The 26,359-nt window shown below is 46.9% G+C and carries 26 protein-coding genes; 18 read left to right on the top strand and 8 right to left on the bottom strand.

Annotated elements, in window-relative coordinates; all coding sequences use genetic code 11:
• Position 1 precedes the first annotated feature (1 nt).
• From mrdA to BM099_RS04880, 10 genes are all read left to right on the top strand, one after another.
• Positions 2 to 1,918, top strand: coding sequence for a penicillin-binding protein 2 (mrdA, locus tag BM099_RS04925; protein WP_090725175.1), 1,917 nt, complete (start codon positions 2 to 4; stop codon positions 1,916 to 1,918).
• A complete protein-coding gene (gene rodA / locus BM099_RS04920; RefSeq protein ID WP_090725173.1) occupies positions 1,911 to 3,053 on the top strand; it encodes a rod shape-determining protein RodA in 1,143 nt (380 codons plus the stop codon). The genes mrdA and rodA overlap by 8 nt, the downstream gene beginning before the upstream one ends.
• 8 nt (positions 3,054 to 3,061) lie before the next feature.
• Positions 3,062 to 4,090 (top strand): lytic murein transglycosylase B, encoded by a 1,029-nt coding sequence (gene mltB, locus BM099_RS04915; RefSeq protein WP_090725170.1) that lies wholly within the window; start codon positions 3,062 to 3,064, stop codon positions 4,088 to 4,090.
• Between the two features lie 6 nt (positions 4,091 to 4,096).
• Positions 4,097 to 4,969: a septal ring lytic transglycosylase RlpA family protein gene (locus BM099_RS04910; protein ID WP_090725168.1), complete on the top strand. Its 873-nt coding sequence runs from the start codon at positions 4,097 to 4,099 to the stop codon at positions 4,967 to 4,969.
• Positions 4,970 to 5,079: 110 nt separating this feature from the next.
• The gene (locus tag BM099_RS04905; protein ID WP_415860140.1) at positions 5,080 to 6,228 is read left to right on the top strand and encodes a D-alanyl-D-alanine carboxypeptidase family protein; all 1,149 of its coding nucleotides are present in this window, start codon (positions 5,080 to 5,082) and stop codon (positions 6,226 to 6,228) included.
• A 70-nt stretch (positions 6,229 to 6,298) separates the two neighbouring features.
• On the top strand, positions 6,299 to 7,153 hold the full coding sequence (locus BM099_RS04900) for a D-amino acid aminotransferase (protein ID WP_090725166.1): 855 nt from the start codon (positions 6,299 to 6,301) through the stop codon (positions 7,151 to 7,153).
• A 2-nt stretch (positions 7,154 to 7,155) separates the two neighbouring features.
• A complete protein-coding gene (locus BM099_RS04895; RefSeq protein WP_090725164.1) occupies positions 7,156 to 7,428 on the top strand; it encodes a YbeD family protein in 273 nt (90 codons plus the stop codon).
• Positions 7,428 to 8,084 carry a lipoyl(octanoyl) transferase LipB gene (gene lipB / locus BM099_RS04890; RefSeq protein WP_177201085.1) on the top strand — a complete coding sequence of 219 codons (657 nt, stop codon included), beginning with the start codon at positions 7,428 to 7,430 and terminating at the stop codon, positions 8,082 to 8,084. Before BM099_RS04895 ends, lipB begins: the two co-directional genes overlap by 1 nt.
• Before the next feature lies 1 nt (position 8,085).
• Entirely contained in the window at positions 8,086 to 9,069 is a 984-nt protein-coding gene (gene lipA, locus BM099_RS04885) for a lipoyl synthase (protein ID WP_090725162.1), read from the top strand.
• Positions 9,070 to 9,272: 203 nt separating this feature from the next.
• Positions 9,273 to 9,713: an OsmC family protein gene (locus tag BM099_RS04880; protein ID WP_090725159.1), complete on the top strand. Its 441-nt coding sequence runs from the start codon at positions 9,273 to 9,275 to the stop codon at positions 9,711 to 9,713.
• 27 nt (positions 9,714 to 9,740) lie between these two features.
• Here the strand turns inward: BM099_RS04880 and holA are convergent, their stop codons facing one another.
• Genes holA through leuS form a run of 3 tightly spaced genes read right to left on the bottom strand, consistent with a single transcriptional unit; the run spans position 9,741 to position 13,955 of the window.
• The gene (gene holA / locus BM099_RS04875; protein ID WP_090725157.1) at positions 9,741 to 10,769 is read right to left on the bottom strand and encodes a DNA polymerase III subunit delta; all 1,029 of its coding nucleotides are present in this window, start codon (positions 10,767 to 10,769) and stop codon (positions 9,741 to 9,743) included.
• Between the two features lie 30 nt (positions 10,770 to 10,799).
• Positions 10,800 to 11,300 (bottom strand): LPS-assembly lipoprotein LptE, encoded by a 501-nt coding sequence (locus BM099_RS04870; protein ID WP_177201084.1) that lies wholly within the window; start codon positions 11,298 to 11,300, stop codon positions 10,800 to 10,802.
• A gap of 60 nt (positions 11,301 to 11,360) precedes the next feature.
• Positions 11,361 to 13,955, bottom strand: a complete 2,595-nt coding sequence (gene leuS, locus BM099_RS04865; protein WP_090725153.1) for a leucine--tRNA ligase — start codon at positions 13,953 to 13,955, stop codon at positions 11,361 to 11,363.
• A gap of 159 nt (positions 13,956 to 14,114) precedes the next feature.
• Here leuS and BM099_RS04860 point away from each other — a divergent pair, with 159 nt between their 5' ends.
• On the top strand, positions 14,115 to 14,684 hold the full coding sequence (locus BM099_RS04860; RefSeq protein WP_090725150.1) for a zinc ribbon-containing protein: 570 nt from the start codon (positions 14,115 to 14,117) through the stop codon (positions 14,682 to 14,684).
• Between the two features lie 86 nt (positions 14,685 to 14,770).
• Here the strand turns inward: BM099_RS04860 and BM099_RS04855 are convergent, their stop codons facing one another.
• From BM099_RS04855 to BM099_RS04845, 3 genes are all read right to left on the bottom strand, one after another.
• Positions 14,771 to 15,328 carry a DUF4124 domain-containing protein gene (locus tag BM099_RS04855; RefSeq protein WP_143083730.1) on the bottom strand — a complete coding sequence of 186 codons (558 nt, stop codon included), beginning with the start codon at positions 15,326 to 15,328 and terminating at the stop codon, positions 14,771 to 14,773.
• 34 nt (positions 15,329 to 15,362) lie between these two features.
• The gene (locus tag BM099_RS04850) at positions 15,363 to 16,466 is read right to left on the bottom strand and encodes a phosphoribosylaminoimidazolesuccinocarboxamide synthase (protein WP_090725148.1); all 1,104 of its coding nucleotides are present in this window, start codon (positions 16,464 to 16,466) and stop codon (positions 15,363 to 15,365) included.
• Positions 16,467 to 16,784: 318 nt separating this feature from the next.
• Positions 16,785 to 18,068 (bottom strand): DEAD/DEAH box helicase, encoded by a 1,284-nt coding sequence (locus tag BM099_RS04845; protein ID WP_090725146.1) that lies wholly within the window; start codon positions 18,066 to 18,068, stop codon positions 16,785 to 16,787.
• Positions 18,069 to 18,398: 330 nt separating this feature from the next.
• On the opposite strand from BM099_RS04845, the gene BM099_RS04840 reads away from it, so the two are divergent.
• The 7 genes from BM099_RS04840 to BM099_RS04810 all read left to right on the top strand — a co-directional run bounded on the left by BM099_RS04840 (position 18,399) and on the right by BM099_RS04810 (position 24,035).
• Entirely contained in the window at positions 18,399 to 19,112 is a 714-nt protein-coding gene (locus BM099_RS04840; protein ID WP_090725144.1) for a proteasome-type protease, read from the top strand.
• Positions 19,113 to 19,356: 244 nt separating this feature from the next.
• The gene (locus tag BM099_RS04835) at positions 19,357 to 20,040 is read left to right on the top strand and encodes an MOSC domain-containing protein (protein ID WP_090725141.1); all 684 of its coding nucleotides are present in this window, start codon (positions 19,357 to 19,359) and stop codon (positions 20,038 to 20,040) included.
• A gap of 84 nt (positions 20,041 to 20,124) precedes the next feature.
• Positions 20,125 to 20,496, top strand: coding sequence for a hypothetical protein (locus BM099_RS04830; protein WP_090725138.1), 372 nt, complete (start codon positions 20,125 to 20,127; stop codon positions 20,494 to 20,496).
• A 355-nt stretch (positions 20,497 to 20,851) separates the two neighbouring features.
• Positions 20,852 to 21,535 carry a PEP-CTERM sorting domain-containing protein gene (locus BM099_RS20625; RefSeq protein WP_244889913.1) on the top strand — a complete coding sequence of 228 codons (684 nt, stop codon included), beginning with the start codon at positions 20,852 to 20,854 and terminating at the stop codon, positions 21,533 to 21,535.
• Positions 21,536 to 21,700: 165 nt separating this feature from the next.
• A complete protein-coding gene (locus tag BM099_RS04820) occupies positions 21,701 to 21,943 on the top strand; it encodes a Trp family transcriptional regulator (protein ID WP_090725133.1) in 243 nt (80 codons plus the stop codon).
• Positions 21,944 to 21,975: 32 nt separating this feature from the next.
• Positions 21,976 to 23,367: an anthranilate synthase component I family protein gene (locus BM099_RS04815; protein ID WP_090725130.1), complete on the top strand. Its 1,392-nt coding sequence runs from the start codon at positions 21,976 to 21,978 to the stop codon at positions 23,365 to 23,367.
• 2 nt (positions 23,368 to 23,369) lie between these two features.
• Positions 23,370 to 24,035 (top strand): anthranilate synthase component II, encoded by a 666-nt coding sequence (locus BM099_RS04810; protein ID WP_090725128.1) that lies wholly within the window; start codon positions 23,370 to 23,372, stop codon positions 24,033 to 24,035.
• Here the strand turns inward: BM099_RS04810 and lnt are convergent.
• Complete coding sequence (gene lnt, locus BM099_RS04805) at positions 24,007 to 25,509, bottom strand: apolipoprotein N-acyltransferase (RefSeq protein WP_090725126.1); 1,503 nt, start codon at positions 25,507 to 25,509, stop codon at positions 24,007 to 24,009. The genes BM099_RS04810 and lnt overlap by 29 nt on opposite strands.
• A 10-nt stretch (positions 25,510 to 25,519) precedes the next feature.
• Positions 25,520 to 26,356, bottom strand: a complete 837-nt coding sequence (locus BM099_RS04800; RefSeq protein ID WP_090725123.1) for a CorC family transporter — start codon at positions 26,354 to 26,356, stop codon at positions 25,520 to 25,522.
• Positions 26,357 to 26,359: the final 3 nt, after the last annotated feature.

Below are 26,359 nucleotides of genomic sequence, written 5' to 3'. Positions count from 1 at the left end.
TATGTCCCGATTTGAGCGTTTAAAAGACCATTCTCAGGAAGGCCGAACCTTTTCTTTTCGGGCGTTTCTTGCATTTATTATTGTACTGCTGCTGATCGCTGTGCTGCTGGGGCGGCTCTACTATCTGCAAGTGCTTCAATATGACCGTTTTGCCGCCATGTCGGAACAGAACCGCGTGCAGCTGCAACCGGTTGCACCTACGCGCGGCCTTATATATGACACAAGTGGGATTTTGTTGGCGGATAATCGCCCCAGTTACAGTGTTACTCTGCTTAAAGAAGAGGTCGGCAAAGAGCTCGATTCAACCCTTTCAGCGTTGCAAAATATTATTGATATCAGCGATAAAGATATCGAATCTTTCAAAAAACGGCTGAGTCAGCGCCGTCGTCCTTATGAAACAGTGCCGGTCAGATTTCGTCTTACCGAAGAGGAAATTGCTAAACTGGCCGTCAATTACCATCGTCTGCCTGGCGTTCAGGTCGAAGCCGATTTGATACGCTATTATCCTTATGGCGAAACTCTGGTGCATGCGATGGGGTATGTCGGGCGGATTAATGAAAAAGAGCTGCAGCAGACTGATCCTAAAGCGTACGCAGGCACTAATTACATTGGCAAACTAGGCATTGAGAAATTCTATGAGCCGATACTGCATGGTTCAGTAGGAATGCAGAAAGTTGAGACCAATGCACGCGGCCGGGTAATGCGTATACTGGAGCGGACTGAACCGGTACCTGGCCAGGATCTGCAGCTATTTATTGATCTGAGATTACAGCAGATTACTGAAAAGCTGGTGGAGGGAGAAAAAGCGTCTATTGTTGCGATTGATCCTGAGACAGGTGGCATTATAGCGTTGGTATCGACGCCTGGTTATGATCCTAACCTTTTCGTTACCGGCATCTCTACAGCTGACTATTCGGCATTACGTGATTCACCAGACCTGCCACTATTCAACCGGGCGTTACGTGGCCGCTACCCGCCTGCCTCAACGATTAAGCCGATTATAGGCCTGGCGGCAGTGGATTCGGAGACCGTATCGGCGACACATACGGTTTGGGATCCTGGTTTTTATACCCTAACGCACGGTGGACGAAAATACCGCGATTGGAAACGTGGTGGTCATGGCAAAGTCGATATGAAGCTTGCTTTCGCGCAATCTTGCGATGTCTGGTTTTATGATGCAGGCTACCGAATGGGCATTGATCCCATGTCGGATTATTTAGGCAGCTTTGGTTTTGGTCAGGTTACCAGTCTGGACTTGCCAGAGGCGTTAAACGGTATTCTGCCTTCCCGGGAGTGGAAGCGCAATAAGTATAAGTTGCCCTGGTATCCAGGAGATTCATTGAATTTAAGTATTGGCCAGGGTTTTTTGCTGACAACACCATTACAGCTTGCCACCGCCGCCACAGTGCTGGCTAATCGTGGTAAATGGGTGCAGCCCAGACTTCTTAAAGGGGTACGTAACATGGATGAAAATGGTGCGTTAAAGATTGCGATGCCTGAACTTCCGAATCCGCGTTCCTACCCTGAAGATGTAAAGCTTAAACACCCGGAGTATTGGGACATAATTGTTGAAAATATGGTTGAGGTAGTGCATGGCCCGCGCGGAACTGCACGTAAAATAGGATTGGATGCGCCTTATCAAATTGCCGGGAAAACCGGCACAGCGCAAGTGGTTGGCATCAAGCAAGATGAGCGTTATGACCGGGATAAGCTCGATAAACGTTTCCATGATCATGCACTTTTTCTGGCCTTTGCGCCTGCGGACAAGCCTAAAATCGCCTTGGCTGTTATTGTTGAAAATGGTGGCGGAGGTTCGAGTACGGCAGCACCACTGGCGCGTAAAGTGATGGATGCATATTTGTTAGGTATTGATCCATCAGTTGAAGACGCTGATCTGGTAGGCATTGCGCATGAATAGTCGTGACTTTGAACGGAGCATGCCAGAAGCCGGGCATCATCTGCGCCGTAAAAAAGGCTGGTGGAGCTATACACATCTGGATGCCTGGATGCTGTTTTTCCTGTTTGTATTGTGCTGTTTTGGACTGTTCGTACTGTATAGCGCCTCAGGACAAGATGTTGATTACGTCATCAGGCAGGCGATTCGTATTGGTGCCGGTTTTGCCGTGCTGATCGTACTTGCGCAGTTCAGCCCGCGTATTCTGATCCGCTGGGCACCCTGGGTGTATGCGGCAGGCGTTGTGCTTCTCTTGATGGTCATGTTTTTTGGCGTGGGAGCAAAAGGGGCGCAACGCTGGATCGCTTTGCCGGGGTTTCGGTTTCAGCCTTCGGAGGTTATGAAACTCATATTGCCCCTTATGGTGGCGTGCTATCTGGCGGGAAGGTCGCTACCTCCGAGTTTTAAACACTCGCTGGTCAGCCTTGTTCTTATAGGTATGCCGACGGTTTTGATCATGAAGCAGCCGGATTTAGGGACCTCTCTGTTGATTGCCGCTTCCGGTGTGTTTGTCCTGCTTTTTTCTGGCATTCGCTGGCGTTATATTTTAGGTGCATTAGGTATAGCCGCTGCAGCATTGCCTGGTTTATGGATGGTGATGAAGGATTACCAGCGACAACGGGTGCTAACATTTATGGACCCGGAAAGTGATCCGCTTGGGTCCGGTTGGAATATCATTCAATCAAAAACGGCCATAGGATCAGGGGGAGTCTGGGGTAAAGGTTGGCTGGGTGGAACTCAGTCGCAGTTGGACTTTTTGCCTGAATCCCATACCGATTTTATTATTGCCGTTATTGCTGAAGAGTTAGGCTTTGTAGGCGTCGCGGTGCTGCTGTTTATTTATATTCTTATTATTGGTCGTGGGTTATGGATGGCGACGCGGGTTTCAGGTAGTTTTGGCCGACTGGTTGCCGGTAGTATCGTGTTAACTTTTTTCGTATATGTGGTCGTTAATATTGGTATGGTGAGTGGGTTATTACCGGTAGTGGGAGTGCCATTGCCTATGATTAGTTATGGCGGTACGTCTATAGTTACTCTAATGGCTGGTTTTGGTATTTTGATGTCTGTCTATAGCCATAAACAGATGGTGATGAGGTGAGTACGCAGATGAAATTGAGCGGGAAAAGAAAGATCGGATTATTGGCGTTGATGTTTTCCTGTTTCGTTCAGGGTAATGAAACCGGCGGGTATAGTCAGCACCCGGAGGCTGAGAAGTGGCTTGAAAAAATGCAGGCAGAAGCCTTCAGTGCTGACTATCTGCGCTCCATTTTAGCCCATGCTGAAAAGAAAGATTCGATATTGAATGCAATGAACCGGCCTGCCGAAAAGCGACTGGATTGGGGCGGGTATCGTAAACTGTTCGTGCAACCAAAGCGCATAACCCGTGGTGTCGATTTTTGGAACGAACATGCGGAAACGCTTCAGCGGGCTGAACAAGTATATGGTGTGCCGGCAGAGATTATCGTGTCTATTATCGGTATTGAAACTCATTATGGACGAAATGTTGGTAGTTACAGGGCGCTTGATGCGCTGGCCACGCTGGGGTTTGATTATCCCCGTCGGGCTGAGTTTTTTCAGGAGCAGCTGAAAGATCTTTTGATACTCGCTCGAGATGAAAACAGAGAAGTCGTTGATTTGAAAAGCTCGTATGCCGGAGCAATGGGGTATGGGCAGTTTATGCCTTCGAGCTTTTTGGCCTATGCGGTGGACTTTGATCGCGATGGTAAACGGGATTTGTGGAGTAATCCTGTCGATGCTATTGGTAGTGTCGCCAATTATTTTGTACAGCATGGCTGGCAGCCACAGGGTGAAACGGTTATTGAAGTAAGGTTAAAAGGGACGGTTCCTGAAGCTGACCTCAATACAGGGGAGAGGCCGAAGCGCTTAGTGTCTGAGTGGGCCGCATTCGGAGTTAAAATTGATCAGAGTTATCCGCAAGAACAAGCGGCTGTTTTATTGCGCATGAAGGATAAAGAGGTTGAAAGTTTTTGGTTAGGCTTAAACAACTATTATGTGATTACTCGTTATAATCGAAGTCGCTTATATGCAATGGCAGTATATGAGCTAAGCCAGGCCATAGTGGCTGAAAAGGTAGCGATTCATGCGGCGGAAAAACGACTTGGCGTGAAAGGGTAATTGAGTATGAAACTTATCGTTTTATCTTTTTCAATATTTGCGTTGCTGCTCAGTGGATGTGCCAGCAAAAAAAGCACGAGCCGTTACAGTATTGAACATGATCACGGGCCGTCTGGGCCTGTTGATGTCTCTAATGTTCCCGATGCAGTGCCTAAAGTTGAACCGCGCAGCCGCGGTGGAAACAAAAGCACTTACAGTGTCTTTGGTAAACAGTATTCAGTTCTCGATGATTCGGATGGCTATCGTGAGCGTGGCGGAGCTTCCTGGTACGGTAATAAGTTTCATGGACATCTGACATCAAACGGTGAAACTTACGATATGTACAAGATGACCGCTGCACATAAGTCATTACCTATACCGACGTACGCCAAGGTGACTAATCTGGCCAATGGCCGGCAGGTGATTGTGCGGGTTAATGACCGTGGGCCATTCCATCGGGGCAGGATCATCGATCTCTCTTATGCGGCCGCTTCCAAGCTAGGTGTGTTACGCCACGGAACTGCTCATGTTGAAGTGGAGGCGATCAACCCCATCACCTGGAATGCCTCTAAAATGGTTGCGGCGACAGAACCACAAAAAAATATCACGCCTTCAGCAACGCCAGCAGTGTTGGCGCCTTCAGTGGCATCGAATACTCTGGCCGCCGGCCGCTACCTTCAGGTTGGGGCATACTCGGCTGAAGCGTCAGCACGTAATGTGGCGAGTCAGTTGGGGGGGGATTTTATGCACGTAGCCCACGTGAATAATATTGAGCGGGCAAGCGGCAGACTCTACCGGGTTTTACTGGGGCCTGTAACGAACCAGTATGAAGTAGATAATATGATTGAAAAGCTCACCCAAAGGGGGTTTCTTGGTGCACATCTGGTAAACTTGCCGTAATTAAATGTTAATACGCCATTAAAAATGAATTGAGTAGAACTAAATCCAACGATTAGCGTCTATTCTCGAAACAAACTAGCCTACCTATTCAGGGATTTACTGTGCAAAGACTGAAAACAGCCTTTTTTACTTTTCTATGCCTTTTTCTTGCAACGGGATACCTGCAAGCCGCCACTACTCTGATGCCCTCTGCCCCCCAGGTTTCAGCGACTTCCTATCTGGTGATGGATGCTGATACGGGTAAAGTGGTGCTTTCTGATAAAGCGGATGAGCGTTTTGCACCGGCAAGCCTGACGAAAATGATGACCAGCTATATCGTTGAGTATGAGCTTGATAAGGGTAATATTGGTAAGGATGATCTGGTACTGGTCAGCGAAAAAGCCTGGAGAACGCCAGGCTCGAGAATGTTTATCAAAGAAGGTACTCAGGTAAAACTGGATGACCTGTTGAAAGGTATTATTATCCAGTCGGGTAATGATGCATCCGTTGCTGTTGCAGAGCATATTGCCGGCAGTGAATCGGCATTTGCTGATCTGATGAACCAGCATGCCAAGTTACTGGGTATGGATAATACGCATTTTGCAAACGCGACAGGTTTGCCGGCAGAGGGGCATTTCTCGACAGCAATGGATTTGGCGATTCTTGCCAAAGCGATTATCCAGAAATTTCCTGAGCACTACGGCATCTATTCTGAAAAATATTACACCTATAATCAGATACGCCAACCTAATCGCAATAAGTTGTTATGGCGTGATCACACGGTCGATGGCATAAAAACCGGACACACGGAAGAAGCCGGCTACTGTTTGGTGGCTTCGGCAAAGCGTGATGGTATGCGTCTTATTTCGGTTGTTATGGGCACTAATAGTGAAGAATCCAGAGCACAGGAAAGCCAGAAAATATTGGCATACGCTTTTCGTTACTTCCGTACACACAAACTCTATGGCGCAGACGAACTGCTGAATACCGCTAAAGTATGGGGTGGACTTGAAGATCAGGTGCATCTGGGATTGAACGAAGCATTAGCTGTAACTATACCTCGTGGCCAGGCTGATCAATTAGAGGCTACCATGGATGTGGATAAGGTCATTAAGGCGCCTGTCATTAAAGGACAGGAATATGGCGCTGTTCGCGTGACGTTAAACGGAGAAGATGTAGTCCGTGTTCCGTTGGTCGCAATGGAAAATGTCTCTGAAGGTGGCATACTTAAGAAAATATGGCATACCATTATGTTATTTTTTATGAGCTTGATTAGCTGATAAGATTCTTTTTAATTGGTTTTTGTATGAGCTCACATTTGAAAATGTGAGCTTTTGCGTTTTGGTGATAATGGAAACAGTCTATTTAAACGGGCACTACGTCCCGGCTGAAGAAGCCAAGATATCAGTATTTGATCGTGGCTTTTTGTTTAGCGACAGCGTCTATGAGGTTATTCCTTTTTATCAGGGGGTAGGCTTTCGTTTAGATGAACATTTGCAGAGATTAGAGCATAGTCTTCGGGCGTTGCGGATCGAACTGGATTTCGACTGGGCATCTATGCTGAGTCGCTTAGTAGCGTTAAATGGCAGCGGTAATCTATCGGTATACTTACAGGTGACACGCGGTAGTGCAGGCAAGCGTGTGCATGCTATTGACCCCAAGCTGGTGCCGACTATCTTTGCCTGTTGTCAGCCTATTCGTGATATTTACCAGGAAGGTATTGAGCGGGTTGAAGGGATTAAGGTTATTGTCACTGCAGACCTGCGGTGGCGTCGTTGTGATATTAAAGCAACTTGTTTGTTGCCCAATATTCTGGTGCTGCAACAAGCCAAAGAAGCGGGGGCGCAGGAAGCGCTTCTACTGCGTGATGGAACACTAACGGAAGGCGCCAGCTGTAATTTTTTCATTGTTGAGCGCGGTGTGATTTATACACCACCTATAGGTACTGAGATTCTCAGTGGCACAACGCGTGCTCTGATTCTTGAGCTGGCGGATCAGAATGGGATTCCACGTCAGGAAACTGATATTGATTATCAGCGCTTGATAAATGCCGATGAGGTGTGGATATCCAGTTCGACAAGAGCCATTGTACCTGTGCTTCAGGTAGATGATTATGTTGTCGGTGATGGGTTAAAAGGGCCTGTCTGGCAGCGAATGTTTGAAATTTTTACTCGTTATCAGCATCAATTGATGACGGGGGAGTAATCATGAGTCAAGAACAACCACCAAAAATTGAATTTCCCTGTCCTGATTACCCGATTAAAGTCGTGGGTAAAAACTCGGATGACTTTGAAACATTTGTAGTCGAAGTAATGAGGGTGCATGTGCCAGATTTGGATGTGAGCCGAATTACGATTCGCGATAGCAGCAAAGGGACCTACCGATCGATTCGGATGTTTATAACGGCTACCGGTGAAGAGCAGCTTAAGAGCTTGCACGAAGAACTGATCGCTTCTGACCGGGTGCATATCGTTATCTGATGATTATTGATAATACAGTTATTGTCCGCAATCTTGGTATTCAGCCGTATCAGCCTATATGGCATAAAATGCAGGCATTTACGGATCAGCGCAACGCGGAAACAGCGGATGAAATCTGGGTACTTCAGCACGAACCTGTTTTTACACAGGGGCAGGCCGGAAAAGAAGAACATCTGCTTTTAACCGGCGATATACCGGTTGTGCAAGTCGATCGGGGTGGCCAGGTTACTTACCATGGCCCTGGACAACTGGTTATCTATCTGTTGCTGGATCTGCGCAGAAATAAGCTCGGTGTTCGTGATGTAGTGACGTTAATGGAAAAGGCTGTTATTGCTACATTGCAGCATTATGCTGTTGATGCATATGCAAAACCTGATGCGCCGGGTGTTTACGTAGGTGATGCTAAAATTGCCTCGCTTGGCTTGAGAGTGCGTCGTGGTTGTACTTTTCATGGTTTAGCGCTGAATCTTGATATGGATCTTGAACCATTCTTAAGAATTAACCCGTGTGGATATGCCGGTATGGCGATGACGCAGTTGTGTACATTGGTTGCCGATGCCGATCCTCAGCAAGCGACGCAATGGCTTGTGAATTACTTGACTAAAGAAATAGGTTATAATTCCGTTAATCATCAAACTTCCTTGGACTCACAATAATATGGCGAACAGTTCCGATAAAGCCTCTTCAGTAGTGAAGGTGGAACAGGGTGTTAAATTACGTGGTGCTGAAAAAATGGCACGTATTCCCATCAAAGTCATCCCGACAGAAAAGGATGAAATGCCTCGTAAGCCTGCGTGGCTGCGTGTTCGAATGGGGTCAAATAAAGAAGTAAAAAGAATTAAAGATAAGCTGCGTCAGCATAATCTGGCTTCTGTTTGCGAAGAGGCCAGCTGCCCGAACATAGGTGAGTGTTTCACTAACGGAACAGCCACTTTTATGGTGATGGGTGATATCTGCACACGTCGTTGCCCGTTCTGTGATGTGGCACATGGTCGTCCTAATGCACTGGTTGAAAACGAGCCAAGAGAGTTAGCCGAAGCCATTACCGATATGGGTTTGCGTTATGTTGTTATTACATCAGTCGACCGCGATGATCTGCGGGATGGCGGTGCACAGCATATTGCCAACTGTATTTCTGAAACGCGCCAGCGTTCTTCGACCATTCAGATTGAAACGTTAGTGCCGGACTTCAGAGGACGTATGGACGTTGCACTGGATATTCTGAGTGCGACGCCGCCTGACGTGTTTAACCATAACCTTGAAACAGTGCCGAGACTTTACCGCAAGGTGCGTCCGGGCGCTGACTATCAATGGTCGCTGGATCTGCTCAAAGGCTTTAAAGAAAAATGTCCTGATATTCGTACTAAATCAGGTCTGATGGTCGGTGTCGGTGAAACCAACGAAGAGATCATTGAGGTATTGAAGGATCTGCGTGCTCATAATGTGAACATGCTCACGATTGGTCAATACCTGCAACCAAGCCGCAGCCACTTGCCGGTCGATCGATTCGTTACTCCAGACGAGTTTGATGAGTTTGCCCGGATTGCAAAAGAACTAGGATTCAGCCATGTAGCCAGTGGACCGCTGGTAAGATCTTCTTATCATGCTGATCTCCAGGCTAAAGGCGAAACGGTCGGTTAATCGCTGGGTATTTTGTTTGAAATAACAGGTACTGCTGTCCTGGCAGTACCTGTGATTCCTTCTTCCTCTATTTCTTTTCTTCCCTGTTCCATTCGTCGCTTTTCTTTGATCTGATTTTTCGTCTTAATAAAGCGGTTCTGATGACTTCCTAGCATGCTATTTACTGATATAATAATATTAGAAAGTTCTTATATGGAGTTGTTATGTCTGTCACCAAAACGGTACGTGTCGAAACACTAATGGAAGATTCATTCCGCGTTGAATCAACTATTCGTGGCCATAAAGTCATTATTGATCAGCCTGCGGCGGGTGGGGGAAGCGATGAAGGTCCAACACCGCTGGAGTATTTTCTGTTTTCGTTGGCGGGTTGTGTGGCGACGATTGGTCGCGTCGCTGCCAGGCAGAGGAAAATTGAGCTGCGTCGCTTTGCTGTTTTTGCGGAAGGCGATTATGATCCGGCGGGCCTGTTAGGCAAGCCTACAGAAAACAGATCTGGTTTTCAGGTTGTCAGAGTAACCGCAGAAATTGATGCTGATATGACGGCTCAGGAAAAGCAGGCATTTCTGGATGAGGTGTGTGAGCGTTGTCCTTTGCATGACAATATAAAACTGTCAACTGACGTCGTGCATACGCTGGCCGAATAGTGCGCTGCTATTCTCTGATGAATTAACTCAGGAGAACGAGGAAAGTTGAAGGCGTTTGCCTGAAAGGGTGATGGCAATATCCGAAAGCATTAGCCAAGGTGAGCCAGTGCCCATTCCCTTAATAACTTTATCAAGATCTTGGCTGGTTTTAAGCAGGTCTTCTAATGTTGATATGCTAAGTCGTTCGGCGCAGCGTTTCAGGGTTTGTTTGCGTTTCCCCCAGATGCGTTCTTTCTGGCAGATGGTTTCGTAAGCCAGGCCTCGTTCTATGCCTTGGCGAATAGCATATAAGGTGCGAATCTCGCGAGTCAGTGCCCACAATACAATGGGGGGTTCTATGCCTTCCTGGCGTAAAACATTGAGTATTTTAATGCAGCGCTCACCTTGTCCCAGTGCAATGGTATCCATTAAAGCGTAGACATCGTATCGGGAGCTATCAGAGACGGCATTGACGATCTGCTCTGCCGATAAGGTGCCGGTCGGATGTAATAGATGGAGTTTATCTAACTCCTGTTTAGCTGCCAGTAAATTTCCTTCAACCCGGTCGCATAGCAGTTGTATGGCGCTGTCATCCAGCTGCATATTTTTACTCATAGCTCTGTGCCTGATCCACCCGGGGAGTTGATTTATCTCAACGGGCCAGATCTCTACACAAACACCTTTCTGTTCGATAGCTTTGTGCCAGGCAGACTTTTTGGCAGCACCGTCTAGTTTTTCGGCAATTATCAGCAGGATATTTTCAGGGGGGGCGTGCGCGATATATTCCTGGATAATATCGCCTGCCGCTTTATTGATTTTATGGCTGCCGACGCGTATTTCAATTAGCTTCTGCTCGGCAAATAGCGATAAGGCATTAGCGCACTCAAGCAGGTATTCCCATTTGAAATGCCCCTCTACATGCAGTACCTCACGTTCACTGAAGCCTTTGTCGCGAAAAGCGCTACGTAGCTGGTCGCAGCACTCTGCGCTCAATAGAGGCTCATCACCTGAGACCAGATAGACAGGCGCATGTGTTTGTTGCAAATGACCGGCGAGCTGCTCAGCAGATAGCTTCATATAAACAGTGTCATCAACAGTCAGCCGGCACTAGCGTGTTCGTGCTATGTACTGGCGAACAATACGCTCAGAAATAGATTGCCACATCTCCTCACGAATCTCTTTCTCCAGAGAGTAACTGGCTGTTGCCGCATCAGCATCGTAATCATAAATACGTTCAGTACGCGCTACCAGAGGCCCGGATATTGACTCTCCGTCGCTGTTGAGTATTTCAAAATTAACCAGCAACAGAATTTCATACTCATCTACATTGGCTTTGCTATCGAGTGTGATGGAACGGCGATTTTCCTCAACTTGTTTAATAGTAAGCTGATAAGGCGCATTCTCCTGGATATTAATGCCTTGTTGGGTAATGGTACGTTTGAGAGCTTGCTCAAAAGACACAGATGTACCGCTTTTTAATACCAGCGTCACTAGTCTGGACGATTCTGGAATATCCATTGAACCGCGCAATTTAAAGCCGCAGCCGGACAGCAGAATAGCGGCCAAAGTGAAACAGATTAATCTATTCAAAAAGCGGTAGTGGGTCATCTGCTTAATAGCTCCTTTGTAACGTATAACCATCAGCTTGCAATCGTCAGTTTCCAAGAATCAACCGACAACAATGTTGACCAGCTTGCCGGGAACAATAATCTTTTTACGAATCGCTTTACCGTCCATGAATTTCTGCACATTTTCCATACCTAAAGCAGTGTGCAAAATGGTGTCCTGATCGGCATCGGCAGCAACATCAATTTTTGCCCGCACTTTGCCGTTCACCTGAATAACCATTTCGATGGATGAGCGCACCAGTGCAGACTCATCAAAGCTTGGCCAGGGTGAGTTTAACAGGTCAGTGGTATAGCCAAGTTCTGTCCACAGCTGGTGAGTAATGTGTGGAACGATTGGAGATAGCAACTGAATCGCTGTTTGCAGTGCTTCACGCATAACCGCACGTCCCTGATCACTGGCATCGACAAATTTAGTGATGCTGTTGAGCAGCTCCATAACGGCAGCAATAGCGGTATTGAATGTTTGACGGCGTTCAATATCGTCAGATACTTTGCGGATGGTTTCATGTACTTTACGCCGCAGTTCTTTCTGCGGTTCAGTCAGAGCGCTGCTGTCCAGTGTAACTACATCTTGTCCGCCCAGAAGGTGGTCGTGTACATGTTTCCATAATCGGCGCAGGAAGCGGTTAGCCCCTTCAACACCCGAATCAGACCATTCCAGTGATTGCTCAGGTGGTGCTGCAAACATCATGAACAAACGTACGGTATCGGCACCGTATTTATCGATCATCACCTGCGGATCAATGCCGTTGTTTTTTGACTTTGACATCTTCGTGACACCGGCTTGCTCTACCGCTAGTCCGTCATCTTTATGCACCGCACTGATAATGCGCCCTTTGTCGTCTGTCTCGGTGACTACATCGGTAGGCGCAATCCACACTTTGCCGCCTTTATCATCTTCCCGGTAGTAGGTATTAGCCAGTACCATTCCCTGACAGAGTAAGCGGGTGAAGGGCTCATCAGAAGTAACCAGGCCTTCATCACGCATCAGCTTATGGAAGAAACGAGAATAGAGCAGATGTAGAATAGCGTGCTCAATACCGCCGATATACTGGTCTACCGGTAGCCAGTAATTGGCTTTTTCCGGATCAAGCATAGCATTTTCGGTTGAACGGCTCGCGTAACGAGCGTAGTACCAGCTTGATTCCATAAAGGTATCGAAGGTGTCAGTTTCACGCTCAGCCGCACCGCCACATGAAGGGCAGGTGGTGTTAATGAAGCTGTCCATCTTTTTGATCGGTGAGCCGCTACCATCAAACTCAACGTTTTCTGGCAACACGACCGGTAACTGATCTTCAGGGACGGGTAGTGGGCCGCATGTGGGACAGTTAATCACCGGAATTGGCGTACCCCAATAACGCTGACGGGAAACACCCCAGTCGCGTAGCCGGTAATTGATAGTGACTTTGCCTTTGCGCTGACGTTCCAGCTCAGAAGCGATCGCTTTAAAGGCAACCTCATATTCCAGATCATCAAAGTTACCTGAGTTGATCAGAATACCTTTATCAGTGAATGCTTCTTTTTCGATATCGACTTTTACATCAATATTAGTAGAGTCGATAACTTGCTTGATCTGCAGATCGTATTTTTTAGCAAATTCCCAGTCACGTTGATCATGAGCAGGAACGGCCATGACTGCACCCGAGCCGTAATCCATCAGGACAAAATTAGCTGTCCAGACAGGTACTTGTTCCCCTGTCAGAGGATGCGTCGCGTTAATACCCAGTGACATGCCACGTTTTTCCATGGTTGCCATATCGGCTTCAGCCATTTTGATGTTTTTACATTCATCAATAAACTGAGCCAGCGTGGGATTAGATTCAGCGGCTTTGAGTGCCAGCGGATGTTGAGCTGCAACGGCAACATAGGTCACACCCATTAACGTATCAGGGCGGGTTGTAAAGACATCCAGATCGCTGCCATCTTCAACGTGGAACGTTAGCTCAACACCTTGAGAGCGGCCAATCCAATTGCGTTGCTGGGTGATAACCTGTTCTGGCCAGTCGGTCAGTTTGTCCAGATCGTCGACCAGCTGGTCTGCATAATCGGTGATTTTCAGAAACCATTGTGGGATTTTCTTGCGCTCAACTAATGCGCCAGAGCGCCAGCCCCGTCCATCAATGACCTGTTCGTTTGCCAGAACCGTCATGTCGACAGGGTCCCAGTTCACTTCTGCATCTTTTTTGTAAACCAGCCCTTTTTCCATAAGACGGGTAAAGAACCACTGCTCCCAGCGATAATACTCAGGATGACAGGTCGCTAGTTCGCGGTTCCAGTCATAACCAAAGCCCATCAGCTTCAGCTGATCGCGCATATAATCGATATTTTCGTAAGTCCACTTGGCTGGCGGTACATTGTTATTCATCGCCGCATTCTCAGCAGGCAAGCCAAATGCGTCCCAGCCCATAGGCTGAAGAACGTTTTTTCCTTGCATCCGCTGGTAGCGTGAAATCACATCGCCAATGGTGTAGTTACGAACATGGCCCATGTGCAGGCGGCCGCTAGGGTAAGGGAACATCGAAAGACAGTAAAATTTCTCTTTACTGGTGTCTTCCGTACATAAGAAACTATTGTTCTCTTCCCAGTACTGCTGAGTCTGGGTTTCAATCTTTTGGGGTTCGTATTGATCGTTCATCGTAGTATCTTATAGAAATCTCTAACAATAAAACCGGCTTATATTGATGCCGGTTAAAGAGTCTGCTGGTAAGTTCAGGGTATGCTGCATAGCATACAATATAAGCCCTGCTATCAACAGCAGTATAGGCCGTCTAATTCTGTAGTATCGGAGTTGAAAATGGATAATGAATCTAAAAAGTCATCAGAGAGTAATCAGCCAGGGTTTAAGCAAGATGTGCCGAGCATATACAATCGTGTACTGGATCGTTTGACTGACACGCTGGAAAACGTAGAACACCACTCATGGGATTATTTGCAGGAAAAAATTGAAGAGGCCGTCGAGTTGGAGCTGACGGCAGAAGAGATGACGCGTGACGAGATGGATCTGCTGACGGCGTATCTGAAACGTGACCTCAAACAGCTTGGTTATTATGCACATGAAACCGGTGAAGGAATCGCTGCCTGGTTGCATTTTGATCTGAATGTTCTTGAAAACACCGTGGTAGAAAAGCTGGTTGCGCTGGCAGACCAAACCCGCATAGATCAGGAGCGCTTAAGAGAGCAGCTGGCAAATGAAGCAGATGAGTATATGGCGGGTGAAATTGCAGCGGTAGGAACATTTGAATGTCAGAGTTGTCAGCAACAGATGCAGCTGAAAAAAACCAGCCTTATTGAGCCATGTAAGGCCTGTGGTGCCGAGCATTTCCGGCGTATATCAAGACCCTGGAGTGCGCTTGATATCATCTGATTTTTGCATCAGGGCTACTACATCAGGGCTGCTACATTTCAGTTAACACAACTGACATTCAGGCGGCTGGATATACATCAAAAAGGCTAGTGACAGAAAAGCTCGACATTTTCTTTAGTACCCTGAAGGGCGTTGCGTGCAGCAGCGCCTGTTAGTTTTTGCGTTTTTCCGTTGGAGAGGTTGATGCCTTTAATCCCTTCTTTCTGGTAAGCGGCGTAACGCTGTTGATATTTCTCACACATATCTTTATCACGGGCTTCTTGTTTTAACATGACCTTTTGCTCAGCCAGCGCGTTTTCCTTATCTCGTTCAATGCGCTGGATGTCACGTTTTTTCTGATTGAGCAGGCGCTCTTGTCTTCGTGCGTTGGCACGATCAGCAGGCGCTGTTTGGAGTTTGATTTCTTGAATATTAGGGGCCAGCACACGCGGTGTGCTGGAGTAGTGAAGCTTACCGTTTTCGTCACGCCACTTATAAATTTCTGCACGTGCCGTTTGGCTGCTAAGCAACACGGTTAGTGTGAGAGCAAATATCAAAGTAAGTGACATAGGTGTACGTAAAACAGGTTTACGTAAAAGCGCTGTACGTAAAACAGGTTTACGTAAAAGCGCTGTACGTAAAACAGGTATGCTTAAATATGGCATCAATCGCCTCGAATCTTGATTAAAAAATGATTTTCTAATCTATAAGATCGTATTGATTACGCAAAATTTCAATAATATCTGCTTTAGGATTGTCGGAAAGCAGCAGTTTTTTTCCAGTAACTTTTTCTGCAATGCCTACGTAGGTAGCGGAAATGCTCATCATGACCGCTTCAGGTAATGCGTTGTCACGAGCGAGTGTTGCGCGTTCAGGCATGCGTTCTTTATTCAACAGAATGTCGGGGTCTGGAAAATGGTTAAGCAACCATTGGCGAAAGCCCTCTTTAGAGTTTTCAACAATCTTGCCTTCACGGTAGGCCGCACCATCCCATATACGCGAAGAGTCGGGTGTGCCGACTTCATCCATGTAAATGAGTTTTTCATTTCCAACAGCATCAGTAACATAACCAAACTCAAACTTGGTATCGACAAAAATCTGATCCAACGCGGCCAGTGCATCACTGATAACGCCAAAGCCTTCCTTGAGCAGTTTTTCGTACTGATTGATATCGTCTTTGCTGCGCAGGTTAAAGGCAGCGAAGTTATCCTCTAAATTGTTGCGCGTGATGTTCACATCATCCGCTTCGGGTACACCCGGAATCCCTTTGAGGATGCCTTTGGTCGAAGGGGTGATCAGCAGTTCGGGGAGCTTTTGGTCTTTTTGCAGACCATCAGGTAACTGTATTCCACAGAACTCACGCTCGCCTTTAGAGTAGGCGCGCCACATGGAGCCAGTAATGTACTGGCGGCAGATCGCCTCAATCATCACTGGTTTGGCTTTTTGCACGATCCAGACAAACGGATGCGGGATGTCCAGAATATGGCTATCGGCTAAGCCGTTTTCACGGAACAGTTTAAACCAGTGATTGGATATTGCGTTGAGAGCAGCGCCTTTGCCGGGCACGCCATTCATACCGCCTTCGCCATGCCAGATACAGTCAAACGCCGAGATGCGATCACTGATGACCATGATAGCCAAGGGCGCGTCAGCAGCAACATCGTAACCTTTCTGCTGGATAAGGCGACGGCTGTCTGCTTCGGTTAACCAATAAACAGAACGCACTTTACCGCTGTGGACTGGGCTATCGGTACGAATCGGCAGGTCGTTATTAACGGCGAGCACTTTATCGGCAAGACTCATGGGTAAACTGTCCTGTTTGGGAGTGAATTACGTAAGCTATTTTAAAAATTAAGATGATTAAGGGAGAAATTTTACCAGATTCGAAAAACAGTGACAGACTTTTTACGTCGTTGGGCCCCGGGCTGCTAACAGGCTGATGTCGCGTGGAATGCTTCAGTACACTTCAGGTATGTATTTTCAGAGATATGCTTTGCAGGTATGACTTGTCCGGGGATAACTTGATCGGGAATAAATAGTTCGGGGATAAATTCTTCAGGGTAAAAGCTCAGGCATGTCGTCGCAAACATGCCTGAACAGCAAACGGTTATCTAATAGCAGCTATTTTTTAAGCTGTTTTTGTTTCTGCCTGGTTTTGCCCTTAGCTTTAGTTTCTGACACCTTGTTACGGATGATCTTCGTTTGGCTGGCTTTGTTGGTGCGTGGTTTATGCGCTTTTTGTGAGAGCTGTTTGCGGATGTTGTCGCGGCTGCCCACTTCATAACCTTTCTGATAGATGCGCTTGATAGGGCTGCCGATCAGGCGTTCGATATCATCCAGTGCGCGTTCCTCTTCACGGCTGACAAAAGAAATAGCGTGGCCTTTCGCGCCCGCACGGCCTGTGCGGCCAATACGGTGTACATAATCTTCGGCAAGGTAGGGCAGGTTATAGTTAACAACATACTCAAGCCCTTTAATGTCTAACCCACGAGCGGCAACCTCGGTCGCGATCATTACCTGCACTTTACCGGCTTTAAAATCCGCTAAGGCGCGTTTGCGTGATCCCTGTGTTTTATCGCCGTGGCAAACCACATGAGTGATCTTGTCCATTTTCAGATCGACGACTAATTCATCAGCCTGGGCTTTGGTGCTGGTAAACACCAATACCTGAAACCAGTTATGCTTTTTGATCAGCTCAACAAACAGATCGGGCTTGCGACGCTCTTCAACCGGATAAACCACATGTTCTACGGTATCGGCGGTCGCGTTTTGTTTAGCCGCACGAATAATTTCGTGGCGAGTCATCAGCTTTTTTGCTAACTCATTAACGGTAGGTGTCACTGTGGCAGAGAACATCAATGTTTGATGTTTCGCTGATGTTTGTTGGATGAGCTTGTGAACGTCGCTGATAAAGCCCATATCGAGCATTCGGTCAGCTTCATCCAGCACCACAAACTCAACTTTAGACAAACTGATATTACATTGCACAACATGCTCAAGTAATCGCCCTGGCGTCGCAATCAGAATATCGACCCCGGCTTTTAGTTTGCCTTTTTGCGAGTCAGTACTCACGCCGCCATAGATACCCTTAACCGTAAAGGGTAAAAACTGTGCATAACCTTTTATCGTATTGGTTAGCTGCTCAGCCAGCTCACGTGTTGGGGCGAGAATCAGCGTACGCACATGCCCTGGCAGCGTTGTCGCAGGGCGGTCATGCATCTGTTGTAAAATAGGCACAGTAAACGCCGCTGTTTTGCCGGTACCCGTTTGTGCATTCGCCAGCACATCCTTACCACGGCGCGCCGGCACAATCGCCTGCTCTTGAATCGGTGTCATCTGGCTGTAGCCGCAGGCATCCAGAGCACGTTGCAGCTCGGGAGCCAGGTCTAAAGAGGAAAACTTCATTATCTATCCTTTGTGGGCACAGCCACAGCCAAAAATACAGGGCGGCTATTATAAAGGAAAATGATGGGTGTCGTGTGTTTTTCGTCAGTGTTTTAACGTGCGTGCGTGGTCGTTAGCGAATGAGTTTGGGTGGGCTGATGGCTGATCTGTTGGCTTTCCTCAGTGGCTAACGTCTTGGATTTTCATATCAGAGTGTAAATAAATAATATTTCTCTGCGTTAAGTTCTATAATGTGCGCCATTTGCGGGGCCTATGTTCCGCAATTCAGTCATTCCCGGTGTCCGTGTGCCTTTTGTGGCTGCAATATGACATCCTTATCAGGAGTTTATAGTGACCTACTGTTTGGGTATAAAAATTGATCAGGCGACGATAATGATATCGGATTCTCGCACCAGTGCGGGTGTCGATAACATTAGTACTTATAGCAAGATGTGGCGCTATGGGGTTCCTGGTGAGCGACAGTTTGTTTTATGCAGTGCCGGTAACCTGGCGACTACCCAGTCCGTGATAGCTAAACTTGAGCGCGATGTTAAAAACGGCGCAAGCCCGAGTTTGCTTACCGTTAGCGATATGCATGAATTGGCTGAATATATCGGTAAAGTAAGTGTGGCTGTTCAGGCCAAAGCCGGTGGTGGTGGTGTGTTTGAAGCTACGTTTTTATTGGCAGGCGAGATACAGGGATCAGCGAATGCGTTGTATATGATTTATTCGCAAGGCAATTTCATAAAAAGCTCAAGTCACGTACCCTATTTACAGATAGGGGAAGCAAAATATGGAAAGCCTATCTTGGATCGGGTGATTCAGGAGAGCACATCTGTTGATCAGGCGATTGTTTGCGGTCTTATCTCCATGGACGCGACGTTAAAAAGTAATTTGACGGTAGGTCCTCCTATTGAGCTATATGTTCTGGAGAATGGCAGTCTCAAATTAGGCCAATACAGATTATTTGGCGAAGATGACGAATATATGCGTAGTTTACGTAATCTTTGGAATACGGCGATGGAAAATGCTGTCGATGCAATGCCATCATTGGTCTTGAATTAAAATGCTGTAAGTAAATACTTGTCCGCTATTTTGTGCCATTACTTCTGATTTTTTCTATTACGCCCTTTTCGTGACATTAGACTGAATAAATGCCTCTGAAGAGGCCGGTAATGTCGGCGGTTATACCGCTGTGATTTGGTGTAGTAAAATGTGCTTTAACGCATCTGCCTGGATTTTTAGATACCTAAATCGGCACAACGAAGTAAGATGGATGCCTCCTTTTCTGCTTAGATAAGAGGGTGATATGCACAATCAGCATTACCTCAATAGCGTCTATTGCGGGCAAGTAGCGCAGCGCTATGGGCTTGAAACCGCAATGGATAAAACCAGGGTGGATAAAAAATTATATCTCTCTGATATGGGGCTGGAAGGCGACCAGTGTGCCGATCAGCGTTACCATGGCGGACTTGAACGAGCCTTGCATCAATACCCTTTGGAACACTATGCATACTGGCGCAAAAAGTATGGCACTGATAACCCGTGGCAGGCCCCGGGAATGGGTGAAAATCTGAGTTCAGAAGGGATGACTGAAGACACAGTGTGCCTGGGAGACCGCTATCAATGGGGTGAAGCTATCATCGAAGTTAGTCAGCCTCGTTCGCCCTGTTTTAAGCTGAATAAACGGTGGGGGATCGATAAGTTTTCTGTTGAGATGCAGGCGCTAAGCCTCTGTGGTTGGCTGTATCGGGTGATTCAGCCTGGAGTCGTGAGTGTCAATCAGCCGCTTGTGCTGCTGAAAAGAGTGCCTGATGCGATGACGGTGCGTGAAGTCTGTGAGATTTTCTTTGCTGATCCGTTGAATAAAGAGGGTCTGTTAACATTGAAGAAGCAAAGCAAACTGTCGAGTAGTTGGATGGCTAAGGTCATACTGCGTCTTGAAACTAATGAAGTCGAAAACTGGAGCTTCAGGTTGTTAGGGCATGCATGAGCTGGCTAACTAGAGTATGCAGAACTAAAGCGATAGGGTCATTAATGTTTACTCAGGTTGATAAAGATAAAGCAGGTTTTTCTTATGAATAATTCACAATACTTCTATCGTACCGTCGTTTATACGCAAAAAAATAATGAAATCGGCTTGGTTGATATTAATCAGCCGGATAATGTGACGCCTTTAGATGAATGGCTGGGGCTTGTCGTGTCGTTAGCGGATGGCGCTCATTCAATTCAGGAATTACTGGATTACATCAGTAGTAGATATGCTTCTGCTCCAGCTAACCTTGAAGCGACATTGCATTCGGTGATTAAAAGACTGCAGGAGGGTGATCTTATTAAGCTCAGCGACAGCCCTGTGACACTGCCTTATTATCTGGCCGAGCCTATCGAAGCGCTTGATTTAGAGAAAGCGCGAAAGCTAATAGCAGAAGATGGATACACTGTTCATTAACGCTCTTGTGAGTTGCAAAAAAACGGGCCCTTGCTTCACCCCTAAATGACATGATCCTGTATTGGCGCCAGTCACAATAGTTGACAAAGTGTCAGGTTTTTTTACAATTCAAACTTAAGTTTGAATTAAAAATTTTTAATTTATTGATATACATCAGTTATGTCATTTTCGGCCTGTTAATTGCTGTATTTTCTGGATGGGTAAAAGAGACGTCAATATTATTAGTAGCAACTAAATAGAGGCAAGTAAAAGTTGCTTATACGTGATTCTATTTAGGTAGTGTTAGCGGAATGCTTCTGTCGTTTGTTTGATATCAGTGTTAAAAAATCAGTAATTAAGGATTAAGGATAGTAGAGTGAAAAAGATAATTGGCTTGGTTGCTTGTTTATTTGTTGGTTCGGCTAATGCGGGATTCATTGAGCATATCAAGAATGGTGATTTTGAGACTGGGAGTTTTTCTAAGTGGAATGTTGGTAATAATGTTGTTAATACCGGCACAGGTGATTGGAGTATAAACAATGGTACGCTCAATACCGGCTATGGTTTCGGAGTAGACCCTTTAATCCAATTAAGCCCTTCAATCAGTGGTGCTTATGATGCTGTGACCACAAGGGGAGATGGAACCGCAGGGTTTCATATCTTGTATCAGGATATAACACTTCCTAGCTCATTTGGTGCCGCTGTATTAAGTTGGGATGATTGGATTTCAAGCGACGCCGACTATTCCGACCCTGATCGAGAGTGGAGAGTTTTGATTGAAGGTTTAACTTTTTCGCTTAGTTCTGAGGTTTTCTCAACGGCCCCAGGTCCTGCTGAATCTCTTGGGCTTCAGTCACGGTCGTTTGATGTGACATCACTGTTGACCCCTTTTGCTAATCAAAGTATTAGGATTAGCTTTGAGCATCAGGATAGTAATGGTAATTTGAGTGTTGGGTTAGATAACGTTAGTTTCATAACGGTTCCTGAGCCCGCATCCCTGGCGTTACTGGGTCTGGGTCTGGTTGGTATCGGCTTCTCAAGAAGAAAGAAAGCGGCTTAATGTAAAAGTAGCGTTTTTTTCAAGAGCCTCGATATCATTCGGGGCTTTTTTGTATCATCTCTCCTGTCCTGTCCTGTCCTGTCCTTTGCCTTCCTTCCTCTCTTTTTATTAAACGCGCTGTTTAACCTATTGACAATTATTCTGCTTGCACTAGCATACTAGTACATGAATACAGACAAGCAATATACTCTTGAATTAATGGAGCATCTGCTGGCATTAAAAACGCCAGACGAGATGGAGCAGGCGTTACGAGCGCTGCTCACCCCGGCTGAATTCTGTGAAGTTACCAAACGTTTGCAGATTTTTAAGATGCTGCAGCAAGGTGTGCCACAGCGTCAGATTGCAGAAACGTTGGGTGTGGGGATAGCGACCGTGACGCGTGGCTCGCGCGCGCTTAAAGGCGAATAAGAATGATTGCTAGTGAAGAAGGTTAAATAAATATGACATCGCGTAAACCGGATCGTATCGATCTGTCCCGTAAGCCGCATTATGTAACGATCGCCTCTGATTGTGATTTTTTTGATCTGTTCAAGAAGATTGAGAAACAGTTTGATACCTGTTTTATGCTCGAGTCGTTGGGTGAGGATAGCTTTATCTCCCGCTATTCGATTATCGGTTTTGATCCGGAAAAAATTCTCTGGGCAGAGGGTAAGACGCTGACGATTCAGCAGCGTGATGGCCGTTGCGAGCAGTATGAAAGCGATAATCCATATTATCTGTTGCGTGATCTGATACCGCAGGATGTGATCTCGCGTAAGTATGCGGGTGGATTAACCGGTTATATCGGTTACGACAGCATGAACTATTTTGAGCCGACACTTAACCTGCAGCGCAGTGATATGTTTGAAGCGTTTAAGTTTGGCCTTTATAAAGATGGTTTGATTCTCGATAAGATGACCGGCGAAGTGATCTATTTTTATTATACGGATAATCGTTTGGCGTTAGTTGAGTCGTTGATCGCGCAGGAGTATGCGGGCAACGGCGAACTGGAAATCACGCCGATGGGTGAGACGATGACGCGTGAAGAGCACGCTGCCGCTGTGATGAAGGTTAAGCAGGATATTATTGACGGTAAAATTTTCCAGACAGAAGTTGGCTTTAAAAAGCGCTTTAAACTGGAAGGTGACAGCATCAATATTTACGAGAAACTGCGCGAAGTGAATCCATCGCCGCAGATGTATTACGTTAAGTTTGGCGAGCAAAAACTGATAGGTGCCAGCCCTGAGCTGTTGTTCCGTTTGCGTCAGGGCGAGATGGAAACCTTCCCGTTAGCCGGTACGGCAAAACGTGGTGCGACTGAAGAGGAAGACCGCGCACTGGCGCGTACCTTGTTGAATGATCCTAAAGAGATTGCAGAGCACAATATGATTGTTGATCTGCATCGCAATGATATTGGGCGTGTAGCGCAGTTTGGTACAGTAAAAGTGCGTAGCCTGATGGATATTAAGCGTTTCAGTCATGTGCAGCATATCTCCAGTGAAATAGTCGGCATTATTGCCGAAAATGAGGACATGTTCTCTGCATTAGCGAGTAACTTCCCTGCGGGTACCTTGACCGGCGCACCGAAGATCGAGGCGATGAAGGTGATTGATGATCTGGAGCTGGATGGTCGTGGTCCGTATGGTGGTGCGGTGGGGCACTTCTCGTTTAATGGCGATTGTACGTTTGCGATTCCGATTCGTACGGTGTTCGCTAACGGCGAAAATGCCTATGTGCAGACCTGCGGGGGGAATGTCTACGACTCGAATCCTGACGATGAATATGAAGAGATTCGTCGCAAATTTGCCGGTACTAAAAAGGTGCTGGATCTGTTTATTAAGGGGGAGAAGTGAGTATGAAAGTTTATATTATCGATAACTATGACTCCTTCACATATAACCTCTATCAATTTATTGGCGAAATCCTGACGTCTGAAAAGTCCAAAGGCTTCCTGGAGGATTTCGAAATTATCGTCAAACGCAATGATCAGGTGACCTTGTCAGAGATTCAGGCGGCTAATCCTGATCGCATTATTATTTCACCTGGCCCGGGTTCGCCGGATGATAAGCATTACTTTGGTGTGTGTGCGCAGGTTATTTCTCATTTTGGTAAAACCACTCCGTTGTTGGGCGTGTGTTTGGGGATGCAGGGCATAGTGCATCAATTCGGCGGTAAAGTGGTGAAAGCACATCTGCCGATGCACGGTAAAATCAGCCCGATTACGCATAACGGTGAGGGAATTTTTCGTGGTATTCCTGATCAGCTGGAAGTGATGCGTTATCACTCACTGATGGCGGAAGCGGAGAGTTTTCCTGAGTGTCTGGAATTAACCTCGGTTGTCGGTGAACTGACGCTTGATCAATTTGCTGACTACGAGAAAATCCACCAAGGGGGTGACTTTGAAGTCATGGCCGTCCGTCATCGTGACTATCCGATCGTGGGTATTCAGTTCCACCCTGAATCCTTTGCCACTGAAGGCGGCAAAGAACTGATCAGGAATTTCCTTTTTTCCGACGAATAAAGCAAGCAGCCAGCAGTAATAAGCTGAACAGTAACACAGGCGCGGCACCGTATTTTTGATAGGGTGTTGTGCCACTTCTGTTTTCAATACTTCCGCTTAACACTGCCTGCTGATAAGCAGGTGCCTGTGCTGTGATATCGCCATAGGGATCGATTATCGCGGTGAGTCCATTGTTGGTGCTTCTGACTAACCAGCGGCCATTTTCCAGTGCTCGCATACGGGCGATTTGCAGGTGTTGAGCGGGCGCTAAGGAATGGCTGAACCAGGTGTCGTTGGAGACGGTAAGAATCCAGTCACTGTGGATAGATAATTGCCTGACGAGTTCCGGGTAGGCTATTTCGTAACAGATTGCTGCAGCTATCTTCATATCACCAATGCGCAGCGTTGTCTGTGTTTCTGCCGGTAAGCTGAAGCTCGACATGGGTAGATTGAAAAACTCGATCACGCCTCGCAGATAGGTTTCCATGGGTACATATTCACCAAAAGGAACCAGTCGTTGTTTATGATAAATATTCGTTTTGCCGGTGAGGACTGCCAGGCTGTTGTGGGCGCGGTAGCCGTCGGGGTGCTCGCTATCGGCTTCAATAGACGGCAGCCCACTGATCAGTGAGCGGTTGTCTTTGTCGAAGCGGTACAGCAGCTCAGACAAATAGGGCTTTGCTGAGGAAAGAAGTGATGGAATGGCTGTTTCGGGCCAGATAACTAATGATGCCTGAGTGTCCCGCAGTGTTATCTGACTATACATATTCAAAAATTCTGGCAGATAGTTTTTATCCCATTTTAACTGTTGTGGGATATTAGCTTGCACAATATCGACCTGTTGAATGTGTCCGCTGCTTTGTGTCCAGTCTTTTGGCAGAATAAGTGCCAGACAGGGTAGGCTGATCAGCACTGCCAGCGCGATTCGTCGGGGTGTACGATGTGCTTTTATCAGTTGAATAACGCCAATAGACAAGCACAGGACAGTCAGTGATAACAGCCAGACGCCGCCCAGCGGAGCCCAGAATTTGAAGGGCGAGTCGATCAGGGCATAACCAAGATAGAGCCACGGAAAGCCGGTTAAAAACCAGCTGCGGAACCATTCAAATAGGATCCATATACCGATAAAGCCAGCCGCTGAAAAGCGTGATGGTGAAAGCCATTTAGCATAGCACCAGCCTTGCAGGGCAAATGTCAGTGCCAGCCCCATGGCAAACGCCAGCGTCATGATGGAGGCGAGCAGGACAGAGGCATTTCCGTAGGTATGAATGCTGACATATACCCATGAAACCCCGGTGCCAAAAAAACCTGTGCCAAAGCACCAACTGATCCAGGCCGCCCTGCGTGGTGATAGGTCCTGCAGGAGCAGATAGAGAATGCCGGGGGTGATTAGAATCAGCAACCATAAATCGAAAGGTGCAAATGCCAAGGGAGTCAGCGCGCCACAGAAAAGCGAGATCAGGGCGCGGTATTTTGCAAAGGTCAGCTGCTTCATGGAAGGTGGCTTATAGTTTCCGTTTTACCTGCAGTAAGCGAATACGCCGATTATCAGATGACAGCACTTTAAAGGTGAAGCCCTGTATCGAGACCTCTTCATCCTTGCGAGGCAGGTGTCCGAAGCGATGCGTAACAATGCCGCCGATCGTATCAAACTCATCGTCGGGGAAGTCGGCATTGAAGTACTCGTTAAAATCTTCGATCTCTGTGAGTGCTTTGACAATATAGGCGTTCTCATCAAATAAGCGGATGTTGCCTTCATCATCGTCAAAATCGTGCTCATCTTCGATTTCACCGACAATCTGTTCGAGTACATCTTCGATGGTGATGAGCCCGGCGATACCGCCGTATTCATCGATGACAATAGCCATATGATTACGCGTTGCCCGAAACTCTTTCAGCAAGACGTTAAGTCGTTTGCTTTCAGGAATGAAGGTTGCTTTACGCAGCTTACTGTAAATATCGAACTCTTCTTCGCCGTTATCAATGATCATCGGTAGCAGATCTTTGGCGAGAAGCACGCCAATGACTTCGTTAGAGTTCTCGCCTAGCACAGGAAAGCGTGAGTGTGCGGTAGAAATAATGAGTGGCAGAAACTCTTTGGGTGTTTGTTCGGCGTTAACAAATGTCATCTGAGATCGCGGGATCATCACATCCCGAACCTGCATTTCTGCAACCTGTATGGCGCCTTCAATGATGGTGAGGGCTTCTTGATCCAGTACACTCTCTTCTACCGCATCCCGTAAAATATCCAGTACTTCATCGCGGGTTTTGGGTTCATCAGAAAATGCTTGGGCAAGTCGCCCAAACCAACTTCGTGGTTGTCCCGATCGACCTTCGCTCATAAT

It is taken from the genome of Neptunomonas qingdaonensis (genome assembly GCF_900113275.1).
In the GTDB taxonomy this organism is placed as follows: Bacteria; Pseudomonadota; Gammaproteobacteria; order Pseudomonadales; family Balneatricaceae; genus Neptunomonas; species Neptunomonas qingdaonensis.
The sequence above is the reverse complement of the archived record's forward strand: the minus strand, read 5'-3'. Positions and strand labels throughout refer to the sequence as shown.

Coding starts and splice junctions, on each gene's coding strand:
- BM099_RS04830 (WP_090725138.1), top strand. CDS start 20,125: ATGAATAATTCACAATACTTCTATCGTACCGTCGTTTATACGCAAAAA.
- BM099_RS04820 (WP_090725133.1), top strand. CDS start 21,701: ATGAATACAGACAAGCAATATACTCTTGAATTAATGGAGCATCTGCTG.
- BM099_RS04910 (WP_090725168.1), top strand. CDS start 4,097: ATGAAACTTATCGTTTTATCTTTTTCAATATTTGCGTTGCTGCTCAGT.
- BM099_RS04810 (WP_090725128.1), top strand. CDS start 23,370: ATGAAAGTTTATATTATCGATAACTATGACTCCTTCACATATAACCTC.
- BM099_RS04835 (WP_090725141.1), top strand. CDS start 19,357: ATGCACAATCAGCATTACCTCAATAGCGTCTATTGCGGGCAAGTAGCG.
- BM099_RS04845 (WP_090725146.1), bottom strand. CDS start 18,068: ATGAAGTTTTCCTCTTTAGACCTGGCTCCCGAGCTGCAACGTGCTCTG.
- lipB (WP_177201085.1), top strand. CDS start 7,428: ATGATTATTGATAATACAGTTATTGTCCGCAATCTTGGTATTCAGCCG.
- BM099_RS04895 (WP_090725164.1), top strand. CDS start 7,156: ATGAGTCAAGAACAACCACCAAAAATTGAATTTCCCTGTCCTGATTAC.
- lipA (WP_090725162.1), top strand. CDS start 8,086: ATGGCGAACAGTTCCGATAAAGCCTCTTCAGTAGTGAAGGTGGAACAG.
- mrdA (WP_090725175.1), top strand. CDS start 2: ATGTCCCGATTTGAGCGTTTAAAAGACCATTCTCAGGAAGGCCGAACC.
- BM099_RS04880 (WP_090725159.1), top strand. CDS start 9,273: ATGTCTGTCACCAAAACGGTACGTGTCGAAACACTAATGGAAGATTCA.
- holA (WP_090725157.1), bottom strand. CDS start 10,769: ATGAAGCTATCTGCTGAGCAGCTCGCCGGTCATTTGCAACAAACACAT.
- leuS (WP_090725153.1), bottom strand. CDS start 13,955: ATGAACGATCAATACGAACCCCAAAAGATTGAAACCCAGACTCAGCAG.
- mltB (WP_090725170.1), top strand. CDS start 3,062: ATGAAATTGAGCGGGAAAAGAAAGATCGGATTATTGGCGTTGATGTTT.
- rodA (WP_090725173.1), top strand. CDS start 1,911: ATGAATAGTCGTGACTTTGAACGGAGCATGCCAGAAGCCGGGCATCAT.
- lnt (WP_090725126.1), bottom strand. CDS start 25,509: ATGAAGCAGCTGACCTTTGCAAAATACCGCGCCCTGATCTCGCTTTTC.
- BM099_RS04860 (WP_090725150.1), top strand. CDS start 14,115: ATGGATAATGAATCTAAAAAGTCATCAGAGAGTAATCAGCCAGGGTTT.
- BM099_RS04900 (WP_090725166.1), top strand. CDS start 6,299: ATGGAAACAGTCTATTTAAACGGGCACTACGTCCCGGCTGAAGAAGCC.
- BM099_RS04870 (WP_177201084.1), bottom strand. CDS start 11,300: ATGACCCACTACCGCTTTTTGAATAGATTAATCTGTTTCACTTTGGCC.
- BM099_RS04800 (WP_090725123.1), bottom strand. CDS start 26,356: ATGAGCGAAGGTCGATCGGGACAACCACGAAGTTGGTTTGGGCGACTT.
- BM099_RS04855 (WP_143083730.1), bottom strand. CDS start 15,328: ATGCCATATTTAAGCATACCTGTTTTACGTACAGCGCTTTTACGTAAA.
- BM099_RS04850 (WP_090725148.1), bottom strand. CDS start 16,466: ATGAGTCTTGCCGATAAAGTGCTCGCCGTTAATAACGACCTGCCGATT.
- BM099_RS04815 (WP_090725130.1), top strand. CDS start 21,976: ATGACATCGCGTAAACCGGATCGTATCGATCTGTCCCGTAAGCCGCAT.